The organism is Cupriavidus sp. UGS-1, from assembly GCF_021213615.1.
GTDB lineage: Bacteria > Pseudomonadota > Gammaproteobacteria > Burkholderiales > Burkholderiaceae > Cupriavidus.
On sequence record NZ_JAJQJF010000002.1, the window covers coordinates 360,731 to 374,025 of the forward strand.

At 68.2% G+C, this 13,295-nt stretch carries 8 protein-coding genes; 4 read left to right on the top strand and 4 right to left on the bottom strand.

Annotation, left to right across the window (positions count from 1 at the left end):
• Nucleotides 1-50: 50 nt before the first annotated feature.
• The 3 genes from LRR16_RS04210 to hemC are packed head-to-tail and all read right to left on the bottom strand — an operon-like array spanning nucleotide 51 to nucleotide 4,595.
• Complete coding sequence (locus tag LRR16_RS04210; protein ID WP_232204879.1) at nucleotides 51-1,241, bottom strand: heme biosynthesis protein HemY; 1,191 nt, start codon at nucleotides 1,239-1,241, stop codon at nucleotides 51-53.
• 3 nt (nucleotides 1,242-1,244) lie between these two features.
• Nucleotides 1,245-3,584, bottom strand: a complete 2,340-nt coding sequence (gene hemDX, locus LRR16_RS04215) for a fused uroporphyrinogen-III synthase HemD/membrane protein HemX (RefSeq protein ID WP_232204880.1) — start codon at nucleotides 3,582-3,584, stop codon at nucleotides 1,245-1,247.
• Nucleotides 3,585-3,593: 9 nt separating this feature from the next.
• On the bottom strand, nucleotides 3,594-4,595 hold the full coding sequence (gene hemC, locus LRR16_RS04220; protein ID WP_232204881.1) for a hydroxymethylbilane synthase: 1,002 nt from the start codon (nucleotides 4,593-4,595) through the stop codon (nucleotides 3,594-3,596).
• Nucleotides 4,596-4,771: 176 nt separating this feature from the next.
• Here hemC and ppc point away from each other — a divergent pair, with 176 nt between their 5' ends.
• A complete protein-coding gene (gene ppc / locus LRR16_RS04225) occupies nucleotides 4,772-7,843 on the top strand; it encodes a phosphoenolpyruvate carboxylase (protein WP_232204882.1) in 3,072 nt (1,023 codons plus the stop codon).
• A 72-nt stretch (nucleotides 7,844-7,915) separates the two neighbouring features.
• On the opposite strand, the gene LRR16_RS04230 is transcribed toward ppc, so the two are convergent.
• Nucleotides 7,916-9,079 (bottom strand): YhcG family protein, encoded by a 1,164-nt coding sequence (locus tag LRR16_RS04230; protein WP_232204883.1) that lies wholly within the window; start codon nucleotides 9,077-9,079, stop codon nucleotides 7,916-7,918.
• A gap of 183 nt (nucleotides 9,080-9,262) precedes the next feature.
• Between LRR16_RS04230 and argH the strand changes: the two genes are divergently transcribed.
• The 3 genes from argH (at nucleotide 9,263) to LRR16_RS04245 (ending at nucleotide 13,263) form a co-directional block, all read left to right on the top strand.
• Nucleotides 9,263-10,672: an argininosuccinate lyase gene (argH, locus tag LRR16_RS04235; RefSeq protein WP_232204884.1), complete on the top strand. Its 1,410-nt coding sequence runs from the start codon at nucleotides 9,263-9,265 to the stop codon at nucleotides 10,670-10,672.
• Nucleotides 10,673-10,917: 245 nt separating this feature from the next.
• Complete coding sequence (locus tag LRR16_RS04240; protein WP_232204885.1) at nucleotides 10,918-11,517, top strand: TRAP transporter small permease subunit; 600 nt, start codon at nucleotides 10,918-10,920, stop codon at nucleotides 11,515-11,517.
• 12 nt (nucleotides 11,518-11,529) lie between these two features.
• On the top strand, nucleotides 11,530-13,263 hold the full coding sequence (locus LRR16_RS04245) for a TRAP transporter large permease subunit (protein ID WP_232204886.1): 1,734 nt from the start codon (nucleotides 11,530-11,532) through the stop codon (nucleotides 13,261-13,263).
• The last annotated feature ends 32 nt before the right edge of the window (nucleotides 13,264-13,295 follow it).

The window sequence follows — 13,295 nt, forward strand, 5'->3', positions numbered from 1 at the left end:
CTTCTCCCGCATGCGGGAGAGGGGAGAAGGCCCCCTGTAGAGCAGCGGGCCTACGCTGCCAGCAACGCGCTTTCGCGATAGTGCCGCTGCGCGTCCTCGGGACGTTCGGTCTGCTCGAACAGCCGCGCCAGTGCCAGATGCGCCCGTATGCGCAGGCGGCGCTGTTCCTCGCTGGTTGCGTACTTCAGCGCGCGTTCGAAGTTGGACTGCGCCTTGCCCCACAGCTGCTCGCCCAGGCACAACACGCCCAGCGTGAAATGCAGCTCGGCATCGTTCGGATGTTGCGCCAGCCATTTCTCGGCCTGCTGGATCTGCGGCAACGCCTGGCCCGGCTCGGCGCAGTCGGCGTAGCGCAGCACCAGCCGGCTGTCCCAGTTGACCTTCAGCGCGTCCTCGACGATCCGGCGGGCTTCTTGCTGACGGCCCAGCGCCGAGAAATAGCGCGCGGCCGGCTCGGCGATGCGAGCCGCGCGGCGCTCGTCGTTCGACAGCGAACGCCAGAAGTCCTGCAACGCGTCGGCGTCGTGGCGGCGCTCTTCCAGCATCGCCTCGCAGGCCAGCTGCTTCAGGCGCAGCGCCAGCACCGGATGCAGCGCGTTGCGTTTCTCCAGCGAACGCGCGAGCCGCAGCACCTCGCTCCAGTTCTTCAGATGCTGGTGCGCGCGCAGCGCGATCCGTTGCACATGGATCTGCCGTCCGCCCTGCGCCTGCAGCTGCGCGATCGTTTCCAGCGCGCCATCGGCATCGCGGGCGTCGACCAGCATTTCCGCCAGCGATACCAGCCGGGCCTGCTCACGCTCGGGCGCGGTGACCTGGGCCAGCCAGCCGTCGCGCCGCTCGGCCTCCTGCATCTGATGCGCGGCGCGCGCGCCGATCAGCGCCGCGGTCTGCGCCTGCTCGGGCCAGACCTGGGCCTCGCGCGCGGTCCGCTCGGCGCGGGCGAAGCGGCCGGCGAACAGGTTCTCGATCGCCTCGCGCAGCGCGGCCTGCGCCTTCAGCATGCGATTGCGCTCGCGGTAGGCGGCGGCGCGCCGAGGCATCTCGGACAGATGCCGGATCGCCGACAGCACGGTCCAGGCAATGAAGAACAGCAGCAACAGCAGCGCCAGCGCCAGGTTCAGCGACAGTTCGACCCGATACGGCGGGTAGAACAGCACCACATTGCTTTGATTGAACTGCGTGAACAGCGCCAGCCCGACGGCGCCGCCAAACAGGATCGCCACCCAGAATAGAAGTCGCATGCGCTACTCCTTCTTCAGGGAACGCAGCGCGCCGAGGCTGTCGGACATGGTCGGCAGCTGCACGGCCACGGCACCGGCCTGCGCCTGCTTCAGCAGAGTCTGCACGGCCTGCACGCGGCGGCTCTTCGTATCGAAATAGCGCTCGATCATGCCGTGGGCTGCGGCCAGATCGTTGCGGAACACCTGCTCGTTGCGCGACAGCAGCGCCAGCCGCGCGTTCAGCAGCCGCAGCTTGACGTTCTCGCGCAGGAACCAGCCCTGATCGCCGGTCAGCAGCAGCGCCTCGGTATCGTCGACGCGGCGCACGCGGATCACGCGCATCAGCTCGTCGCGCACGGTCGCCCAGACGCCTGCGAACCATTGCGTCACGCGGTTGCCGAGGCCATCGCCGTCGCCCGCGGCAGCGGCCGATGCCGCGCCGGGCTGCGACGCGGCCGCCGCGCCGCGCGGCGCGCCTTCGCTGCGTTCGAGCATCCGTTCGCTGGACAGCAGCGGCAGCGCGTCGATCTGGTTGATGGCTTCGTCCAGCTTGATCGCCGCGCCGGTCAGGTCGGTGTCGGGCATCGCCTTCAGACGGCCGATGTCGCGCGCGATCGCCCGGCGCAGCTGGTTGTATTCGGGCTTGTCGGAGCGGGCCAGGCGAACGTCGGCGCTCTGCAACGCGGAAAGCGCGACCTGCACGTTGCCGGTCAGCTGCAGCTGCTGGCCGGCGTTGGTCAGCAGTTGCTGGATCTCGGCGATCTCCCAGTCGTCGCGATTGCGCATCAGGTCCTGGTAGACCTGTTCGAGCGTGGCCTGCTTGTCGCGGGTCTCGCCGACCTGGGCCTCGAGCGCGCCGACCTTGGCCTGCATTTCCTTGACGGTAGTCTGGGCCTCGCGGGTCAGCACGCGCGATTCCTGCACCAGCGCGTCGTTGTTCTGCTGGCGGCGTGCCAGTTCCTCGGTCAGCCGGTCGACCCGTTGCTGCAGCCACCAGAACGCGCCGCCGGCGACCAGCACGAAGATGGCCAGCAGCAGCCAGGCCAGCGCGCCGCGGCCGCCCGCGCTGCCTGGGCTGCGCGAAGCCGGCCGCTCGCCGGGCGAGGCGCTGGAAGGCGCCGCACCGGGCGGCATGCCGGCCGGTGGAACGGAGGAGGAAGCGGTGGAGGTTTGCTGTTGCGTCACGCGATCGACCTTCGTTGACGTGGATTGCGGTGATTCAGTGGGCGGAATTGGGGGCGGAGCGGCGGGCGAGCCCGCCGGAGCAGCCGGGTCAGCCGATGCGGCCGCGGATGGCGCCTGCGATTGCGCTGCCGAAGCCGCGGCCAAAGCGGCCGCACTTGGAGCAGCCGCGGGAACGGTTGCGGCAGTCGGGCCCGGCTCGGGCTTCGATGTCGAAGGCGGCACCGAGGGCTCCACCGGTTGCAGAACCGTCGGTGAAGCCGTTTGTGAAGCCGCCTGTGAAGCCGCCTGTGAAGCCGTTCGTGAGGCCGTTTCCGAAGCCCCCTTCAACTCGCTCAAATACGGCTCGGCCCAGCGCAGGCAAGCCGCCAGCAAGCCCTCGTCGCCCGGCGCGGCCATTTGCACGCGTGTGAAGCCGAGTGCCGCAGCCTGCTCGGCAATTCTCGCATGCGGGACAATGCACTGCACTTCACGCAGCGCGGCGTCTTCTTCCGGCGACAGGTTGTCGCGCGCCAGCTGGTGGAGGTTGCGCACCGCTTCGGAACTGGTCAGCAGCCAGGCCTGCGGTGCCGCGCCCGGCTTCAGGCCGTCGCGTACCGCCTGCCATTGCATCGATCCGGGCACCGGTATCGTGCGCCGATAGGCCTCGACCGCCAGCACGGTCGCACCGGCCTCGCGCAGCTTGTCGCCGAGCCAGTCGCGGCCGCCGTTGCCGCGCACGATCAGCACCTCGCGGCCGGCCAGTGCAGGCACGTCGAGTTGGGCCCACAGCGCCTCGGAATCGAAGCGGGCTTCGGCGGGATCGATATCGGGGGCGGTGCCATCGGCGCCCGCCGGCGAGATCACGCGATGGCGCGGCGCGGCGATGCCGCGCTCGGCAAGCGCCGCCACGCTGGCGGGTCCGACCACCGCAACGGGCACCGATTCGGGCCAGACCGCGACGCCGCCCTGCGCCAGCGCGAGCGCATCGAGCGCGTAGGCGATCGCGTTGGGGCTGACGAAGACGACCAGCGCAAAATCCGGCAGCCGCGCCAGCGCCGCGCGCAGCGGGCCGTCATCGGCCGCCGGGCCGATCGTCAGCAGCGGAAAGCTCAATACGTCCAGACCCGCGGCCTGCAGCGCCTCGGTCAGTTGCCGGGACTGCCCGGCGGGTCGTGTGACGACGACGGTCGGGCGGGGCATCGTTTCCCCTCAGTCGCCGCTGGGGCGCACCGGCGCGCCGTCGTTCTGCAGCGCCACGGCCAGCAGCGCGTCGGCGCCCTGGGCCAGCAGCGTATCGGCGACGGCGTTGCCCAGCGCTTCCGCATCGGCGGCGCTGGCCACTTCGACCGCGCGCTGCGCGTGCACGCTGCGCGCGCCGTCCGGCGTGGCGACGAAGGCGTCCAGATGCAGGCGGATGCCATCCCAGTGCGCGTGAGCGGCCAGCGGCACCTGGCAGGAGCCGCCGAGCCGGCGCGATACCGCCCGCTCCGCGCCGACCGCCAGCGCGGTGGAAAGATGATTCAGTGGCGCCAGCCAGGCGGCCAGTTCGGGGCGATCGGAGCGGATCTCGATGCCCAACGCGCCCTGCCCGGCGGCCGGCAGCGAGGTCGCCGGCTCCAGCAGCGCGCGGATACGACCGGCCAGGCCCAGGCGCTTCAGGCCGGCCGCGGCGAGGATGATCGCGCCGTAGTCGCCGCGATCGAGCTTGGCCAGCCGCGTATCGAGATTGCCGCGCAGCGGCTGCACCACCAGATGCGGATAGCGGCTGCGAAGCGCGGCCTCGCGGCGCAGGCTCGAGGTACCGACCACGGTGCCGGCAGGCATCTCGTCGAGCGAGGCGAAGCGGGTCGACACCAGCGCGTCGCGCGGATCCTCACGCTCCATCACGGCGGCCAGCGCGAACCCCTCGGGCAGCTCCATCGGCACGTCCTTCAGCGAGTGCACCGCCAGGTCGGCCCGGCCCTCGGCCATCGCCACTTCCAGCTCCTTGACGAACAGGCCCTTGCCGCCGACCTTGGAGAGGCTGCGGTCCAGAATCTGGTCGCCCCGGGTAGTCATACCCAGAATGGACACATCGCACGCGGGATAGTATTGTTGCAACGCAGCACGCACATGTTCGGCCTGCCACATGGCCAGCCGGCTTTCGCGTGACGCGATCACCAGCCTGCCCGGCGCGGCGGATGAGGATGCGGAAGGGACGGAAGCTTGCATGCCGCGAATGGTAGCACGCACCCCCTGCCGGTCCGGCCGCCGTCCCGGAAGCTGGCGGCGTGGCGTCCGAAGGCCGAAGAGCCGGGGCAAAGCGGCCAGGGCAACACCGGGTCTGGAAGGCGATCGGAACGATCGGAAACAACAGCAGCATCAGAACCAAACGCAGAGGAGATTGCATGACGCAGCCAGCAGCGCGCCCGGCCGGCCGCCGGATCCGCGCAGTCCGAGGCCGATCGGAAACCGCCGGCGACGGCGCAAACGGAATCGGCGGGCGCGAAGACGCCAATGGATCGATCGGACCAGGGACAGACGCCCCCTCGCCCCCGACCGTTGAAGCGGCCCAGCCGACACTTTCCACCGCCCGCCCGACCCGCCGCGCCGCCGCAAAACCGGCCTCCCACCTCGAAGTGGTGCCGGCAGCACCGGCGCGCAAGGCGGCCAACGACAAGGACCTGCCCCTGCGCGAGGACATCCGCTTCCTGGGTCGCCTGCTCGGCGACGTGCTGCGCGAGCAGGAAGGCGAGGCAGCCTTCCAGATCGTCGAGACGATCCGCCAGACCGCGGTGCGTTTTCGCCGCGAGAACGACCGCGCCGCCGCGGCCGAGCTGGACCGGCTGCTCAAGCGGCTGTCGCGCGACCAGACCAACCAGGTGGTGCGCGCCTTCAGCTACTTCTCGCACCTGGCCAATATCGCCGAGGACCAGCACCACAACCGCCGCCGGCGCGTCCATGCGCTGGCCGGCTCGCCGCCCCAGCCGGGCAGCATGGCGCGCGCGCTGCAGGCGATCGACGCCGCCGGCGTCACCGGCAAGCAGCTGCGCAAGTTCTTCGACGAGGCGCTGATCGTGCCGGTGCTGACCGCGCACCCGACCGAGGTCCAGCGCAAGAGCATCCTGGACGCCGAGCGCGAGATCGCCCGTCTGCTGGCCGAGCGCGACCTGCCGATGACGGCGCGCGAACTGGCGCACAACACCGCCCAGCTGCGCGCCAAGGTCACCACGCTGTGGCAGACGCGGATGCTGCGCAATACGCGGCTGATGGTCGTCGACGAGATCGAGAACGCGCTGTCGTACTACCGCACCACCTTCCTGCGCGGCATCCCGCAGCTGATGACCGAGCTGGAGGAGGACATCGCCGCGGTATTCCCGGCCTCGCGCCGCGCCAAGACGGAACCCGGTCCGCTGCCGCCGTTCTTCCAGATGGGCTCGTGGATCGGCGGCGATCGCGACGGCAACCCCAACGTCACGGCGGACACGCTGGAGCACGCGGCCTGCCAGCAGGCGCTGCTGATCCTCGAGTGGTATCTGGACGAGGTGCACGCGCTGGGGGCCGAACTGTCGATGTCCACGCTGATGGTCGAGGCCAGCCCCGCGCTGCTGGCGCTGGCCGACGCCTCACCCGACCGCTCCGAGCACCGCGCCGACGAACCGTACCGGCGCGCGCTGATCGGCATCTACGCGCGGCTGGCCGCGACCTGCCATGCGCTGACCGGCCGCGCGGCGCCGCGCCATCCGGTCGCCGACGCCGAGCCCTACGCCAGTGCGGAGTCCTTCGCCGCCGACATCGAGGTGGTGATCGACTCGCTGCGCGAGCACCACGGCGAGGCGCTGGCGCGCGCCCGCATCGATGCGCTGCACCGCGCGATCGGCGTGTTCGGCTTCCATCTGGCGTCGATCGACATGCGCCAGGTGTCCGACGTGCACGAGGCCGTGATCGCCGAGCTGTTCGCCGCAGCCGGCGTCGAGGCGGACTACGCCGCGCTGTCCGAGGAGCGCAAGCTCGAGCTGCTGCTGGCCGAACTGCGCCAGCCGCGACTGCTGACGCTGCCCTGGCATACCTATTCCGAGCAAACCCAAAGCGAGCTGCGCGTGCTGACGACCGCGCGCGAACTGCGGGCCCGCTACGGCGCCCGCGTCGCGCGCAACTACATCATCTCGCACACCGAGACGTTGTCGGACCTGGTCGAGGTCATGCTGCTGCAGAAGGAGACCGGCATGCTGCGCGGCACGCTGGGCAGCAAGAACGATCCGGCGCGCATGGAACTGATGGTGATTCCGCTGTTCGAGACCATCGAGGACTTGCGCAACGCCAGCGGCATCATGCAGGCGCTGCTCGATCTGCCCGGCTTCGCCGCGGTGCTGGCCAATCAGGGCGGCGAGCAGGAGGTGATGCTGGGCTATTCGGATTCGAACAAGGACGGCGGCTTCCTGACCTCGAACTGGGAGCTGTACAAGGCCGAACTGGCGCTGGTGCAGCTGTTCGCGCAACGCAAGATCAAGCTGCGGCTGTTCCACGGCCGCGGCGGCACGGTGGGACGCGGCGGCGGCCCGACCTACCAGGCCATCCTGTCGCAACCGCCCGGCACGGTGAACGGGCAGATCCGGCTGACCGAGCAGGGCGAAATCATCAACAGCAAGTTCGCCAACGCCGAGATCGGCCGCCGCAACCTGGAGACGGTGATCGCCGCCACGCTGGAGGCATCGCTGCTGCCGACGCAGAACGCGCCCAAGGACCTGGCGACGTTCGAGAGCATCATGCAGAAGCTGTCGGACCGCGCCTTCGTCGCCTACCGCGACCTGGTCTACGACACCCCGGGCTTCAAGGACTACTTCTTCGCCACCACGCCGATCACCGAGATCGCCGATCTGAACCTGGGCTCCCGCCCGGCCTCGCGCAAGCTGATGGACAAGAAGAACCGCCGCATCGAGGATCTGCGGGCGATTCCGTGGGGCTTCTCGTGGGGCCAGTGCCGCCTGCTGCTGCCAGGCTGGTTCGGCTTCGGCAGCGCCGTGCGCGCGCTGCTCGATGAGGCCGGCGACGACAAGGCCCGCAAGGCGCTGGTGGCGACGCTGCGCCGCATGGTCAAGACGTGGCCGTTCTTCTCGACGCTGCTGTCCAACATGGACATGGTGCTGGCCAAGACCGATCTGGCCGTCGCCTCGCGCTACGCCCAGCTGTGCGACGACGCGGCGCTGCGCAAGGCCGTGTTCAACCGCATCAGCACCGAGTGGCATCTGACCGGCGAGATGCTGGGACTGGTCACCGGCAAGCACGACCGCCTGGCCGACAACCCCCTGCTGGCGCGCTCGATCAAGAACCGCTTCGCCTACCTGGACCCGCTGAACCACCTGCAGGTCGAACTGCTCAAGCGCTACCGGGCCGGCAAGGACGGCGACGACGTGCGCGTGCGGCGCGGCATCCATCTGACGATCAACGGGATTGCGGCGGGGCTGCGCAATACCGGTTGAGGGCACGTGGCTGGAGGCAGTCGTCCAGCCTCCAGCCACGTTGTCGAGCCGTCTGACACGGTGCCGAGCGGCTCAGCCGCGAGTTGCCGCGTCAAACTCGCCGGAGGTCGAGGCGGGCCGCCGCATCGACTCGAGTTCCCGCTGGGTCTGTGCCATTTTGTCTGCCAACAGCCGCTCCTCCGGCAACACCGTCCGATACTCGGCGGCAACGACGGTGTTCCCCAAGCCACTGAGCGCATAGTGCGCCTCCGCCTCCCCCTTCGCTGCGCACAGGATCAAGCCAACGGGCGGGTTTTCACCCGGCTTCATCCAATGTTCCCGGGCGTAGTTGAGATAGAGGTGCATTTGCCCTGCATCTGCATAGCCGAACCTGCCGATCTTCAGGTCGATGATCACCAGACACTTCAGCCGGCGGTGAAAAAACACGAGGTCGACCCGAAACCAGTTGTCGTCGATCCGGAGTCGCCGCTGCCGGCCGATAAAAGCAAAATCGTCACCGAGCTCCAGCAGGAAGTCTGCAAGGTGCTGAATCAAGGCCTCCTCCAGCTTGGATTCGGAGTACTCGTCCTTCAGGCCAAGAAACTCAAGGACAAATGGATCCTTGATGGCCTCTTCGGCGGTGACAAGATCATCGGTTTCGGCCACCGTCGCGCCTTTGAGCATGCCCGCCTTATTGCGTGAAAGGAGCGCTCGCTCATAAAACTGGCTGTTGATCTGCCTCGCCAGCTGACGTACCGACCATCCGCAGCGCAACGCCTCCCTCTCGTAAAAGCGGCGGGCGCGTTGGCTTCTGACACTGAGCAGCCTGACATACGCAGACCATGGCAGAGGAAATGCCCGAGCCAGATCGCTCAGTTCGGCGGCTGTTTCACGCGGGCCGCCTTGCCGCTTGAATTGATCAGACAGTGTCTGATCAATCTGTTTCGGGGGCCACGCAAGGTAGAACTGGCGCATTTGCTGCAGATTGACCATGCCGAAGCCGCGACCGAAGCGTCGCGACAACTCTTCCGACAGGCGTTTGAGTAGTCCCGAGCCGTACGCGGCGCGACGCTTGCCACCCTGGTCTGACTCGACAATACGGCGACCGATCAACCAATAGGTCGCCGTCATCCAGGCGTTCACGCTGCGGGCCGCGCCCTCGCGGGCGGCCTGGACCAGACGGACCACATCGGTACAGACCGCTTCATAGTCTGGGCGCGACGGCGGCAAGGGGGACGCGGGATCGGTAAGCGCCATAACGGGAGGCTGAGCGGGAACGTCTGGGGAGGTCAATTCGACGCTCAAGCGTAGCCCCGCACCTATCCCGGAATTGTTTCCGGCAGTCCAGGCCGGCCGGCAACGATATAATTCCCGCTTTTCCTATCCTTTCCGTTGCCCGGCACGCCTCGGTGCGTGGGCACTGTCCAGTTCCCTACCGCCATGACCTCCCAACTTGCCAAGAAAGGCGAAGCCTGGTCCGCCCGCTTCTCCGAACCGATGTCCGACCTGGTGAAGCGCTACACCGCTTCGGTGTTCTTCGACAAGCGCCTCGCGCTGTTCGATATCCAGGGCTCGCTGGCGCATGCGGCGATGCTGGCCCGGCAGGGCATCATCAGCGACGCCGACCGGGCCGAGATCGAGCGCGGCATGGCGCAGATCCGCGGCGAGATCGAGGCCGGCAACTTTGAATGGAAGCTGGACCTGGAAGACGTCCACCTGAATATCGAGGCGCGGCTGACCGCACTGGTCGGCGATGCCGGCAAGCGGCTGCATACCGGGCGCTCGCGCAACGACCAGGTGGCGACCGATATCCGCCTGTGGCTGCGCAGCGAGATCGACAACATCGTCGGCCTGCTGGGCGACCTGCGCAACGCGCTGCTCGATCTGGCCGAGCAGCACGCCGACACGATCCTGCCGGGCTTCACCCATTTGCAGGTCGCCCAGCCGGTGACCTTCGGCCACCACCTGCTGGCCTACGTCGAGATGTTCTCGCGCGATGCCGAGCGCATGCAGGACGCCCGCAAGCGCGTCAACCGGCTGCCGCTGGGCGCCGCCGCGCTGGCCGGCACCAGCTACCCGATCGACCGGGAGTTCGTTGCGCAGCAGCTGGGCTTCGACGGCGTCTGCCGCAACTCGCTGGACGCGGTGTCCGACCGGGATTTCGCCATCGAGTTCTGCGCCGCCTCGGCGCTGATCATGACCCACGTGTCGCGCTTCTCGGAAGAGCTGGTGCTGTGGATGAGCCCGCGCGTCGGCTTCATCGATATCGCCGACCGCTTCTGCACCGGCAGCTCGATCATGCCGCAGAAGAAGAACCCGGACGTGCCGGAGCTCGCGCGCGGCAAGACCGGCCGCGTCAACGGCCACCTGATCGGCCTGCTGACGCTGATGAAGGGCCAGCCGCTGGCATACAACAAGGACAACCAGGAAGACAAGGAGCCGCTGTTCGATACGGTCGATACCGTGGTCGACACGCTGCGCATCTTCGCGGACATGGTGCCGGGCATCACGGTCAAGCCCGAGGCGATGCGCGCCGCCGCGCTGCAGGGCTATGCGACCGCGACGGACCTGGCCGACTACCTGGTCAAGAAGGGGCTGCCGTTCCGTGACGCGCACGAGGCGGTGGCCCACGCCGTGCGCGCCTGCGACGCGCGCCAGTGCGACCTGGCCGATCTGACCGTGGCCGAGCTGCGCGATGCCACCGGCCTGGGCGACAAGGCGGCGCTGATCGGCGACGACGTGCACGGCGTGCTGACGCTCGAAGGCTCGGTCGCCGCCCGCAACCATATCGGCGGCACCGCGCCTGACCAGGTCCGCGCCGCCATCGCGGCCGCGCGCAAGGCCGGCTGATCGAAGGCCCGATCGGCTGATCCGGCGATCGGCCATCCGCCTTGCAGCGTCCCCGTTCTCCACGGGGACGCTCCCCCACCGAGGTGGGGAATCCCTCCTCCCGCCGCCCTCCTCCACCGGCCCGCTTCCGGGTCAGACAACGCAGACAATGTGACGAATTGGGGATTAACCCTAGCGATTTGCCGTGGCGTTCAACCGTAAACTGACGCGCCACCCCGGTTTTTCCCCATCCCTAGGACGTTCACATGTCTCTCCTCATGAGGATCTCACGGCTTATCGACGCCGTGAACGATGCCATCGGGAGGTGGGCGAAATGGCTGATCCTGCTGGCCGTACTGGTCTGCGCGGGCAACGCCATCATTCGCTACACCTTCAGCATCAGCTCCAACGCCTGGCTCGAACTGCAGTGGTACATGTTCGCCGGCGTGTTCCTGCTCGGCGCGCCGTACACCCTGCGCAAGGACGAGCATGTCCGCATCGACGTGATTGCCGGACGCTTCTCGGAGCGCACGCAAGTCTGGATCGACATCTTCGGCATCCTGCTGTTCCTGCTGCCGATCTCGCTGATCATCCTGTGGCTGTCGATCCCCTACTTCTGGCTGTCCTATGCCGGGCAAGAGATGTCGGGCAACGCCGGCGGCCTGATCCGCTGGCCGGCCAAGTTCCTGATCGTCGCGGGCTTCGCGCTGCTGAACCTGCAAGGCCTGTCCGAGCTGATCAAGCGCTTTGCCTATCTGAAGGGCGACCTGCCGTTCGAAGCGTTCCGCAAGCACGGCCACAGCCCCGCGGAAAACGCCGCCGCGCTGACCGATGGCGGCCGTAGCGGTCCCCCGGCAACCCCGTAAGCGAGGACCGCGATGACGCAATTCCTGATCGACAACATGGCGCCGATCATGTTCGGCTCCCTGGTGGTCTTCCTGCTGTCGGGCTTCCCGATCGCCTTCGCGCTGGCCGCCAACGGCCTGCTGTTCGCCTTCATCGGCATCGAGCTGGGCCTGCTTCCGCCGGAGCTGCTGCAGGCCTTGCCGAGCCGGCTGTTCGGCATCATCGAGAACGACACGCTGCTGGCGATTCCGTTCTTCACCTTCATGGGGCTGATACTGGAGCGGTCCGGCATGGCCGAGGACCTGCTCGATACCATCGGCCAGCTGTTCGGCCCGATCCGCGGGGGCCTGGCCTACGCGGTGATCTTCGTCGGCGCGCTGCTGGCGGCGACCACCGGCGTGGTGGCGGCCTCGGTGATCTCGATGGGGCTGATCTCGCTGCCGCTGATGCTCAAGTACAACTACGACAAGCGGCTGGCCACCGGCGTGATTGCCGCGTCGGGCACGCTGGCGCAGATCATCCCGCCGTCGCTGGTGCTGATCGTGCTGGCCGACCAGCTGGGCCGCTCGGTCGGCGACATGTACAAGGGCGCCTTCGTGCCCGGCATGGTGCTGACCGGCCTGTACATGGGCTATGTGCTGCTGGTCACGCTGTTCAAGCCCGCCGCCGCCCCGGCGCTGCCGCTGGAAGCGCGCACCTTCCGCGAGCCCAGCGGCAAGAGCGGCTCGACCTCGGTGCTGGTGCTGACCGCGCTGGCCGTAGTGGTCGGCGTGGTGGTCGACCTGAACTACAACCCCGGCGGTCCGCTGGACGAGCGGCTGGTGGTGTCGATCGGCGCGGCGATCTCGTTCGCCTTCGTGCTGGCCGTGATCAACCGCGTGCTCAAGCTCAATCTGCTGTCGCAGATGGCCGAGAAGGTGACCTTCGTGCTGATCCCGCCGCTGGCGCTGATCTTCCTGGTGCTGGGCACGATCTTCATCGGCGTGGCGACGCCAACCGAGGGCGGCGGCATGGGCGCGCTCGGCGCGCTGGTGCTGGCGCTGATCAAGGGCCGGCTGAACCTGGGCCTGACCAAGCAGGCGATGGAGTCGACGCTGAAACTGTCGGCCTTCGTGATCTTCATCCTGATCGGCGCGCGGGTGTTCTCGCTGACCTTCTACGGCGTCGACGGCCACCTGTGGGTCGAGCATCTGCTGACGGCGCTGCCCGGCGGCCAGACCGGCTTCCTGATCGCGGTCAACGTGCTGTTCTTCCTGCTGGCCTTCTTCCTGGACTTCTTCGAGCTGGCCTTCATCCTGGTGCCGCTGGTCGGCCCGGTCGCCGACAAGCTGGGCATCGACCTGATCTGGTTCGGCGTGCTGCTGGCGGTCAACATGCAGACTTCGTTCATGCACCCGCCGTTCGGCTTCTCGCTGTTCTACCTGCGCTCGGTCGCGCCGCGCTCGGTCAAGACCTCGGACATCTACTGGGGTTCGGTGCCGTTCGTGGTGATCCAGCTGATCATGGTGTCGCTGATCATCATTTTCCCGGGCCTGGTGACCACCGACAAGACGAAGGCCCAGGACCGCAGCATCACGCGCAGCCTGGACATCGACTTCGGCACCACCACGCAGCCGGCGCCAGGCGGCACGGCGCCGTCCGGACCGTCGGAGGCACCGGAAGCGCCAACGCTGCCGGGCGGCGCGCAGCTCGAGACGCCGAGCGCGCCGGGCCAGTCCAGCGACAGCGGCCCATCGGCCCCGGTGTTCGAGTTCGAGAAGAAGTAGTTTCGAGACGGGATCGTTCGAGCCGGCCACGC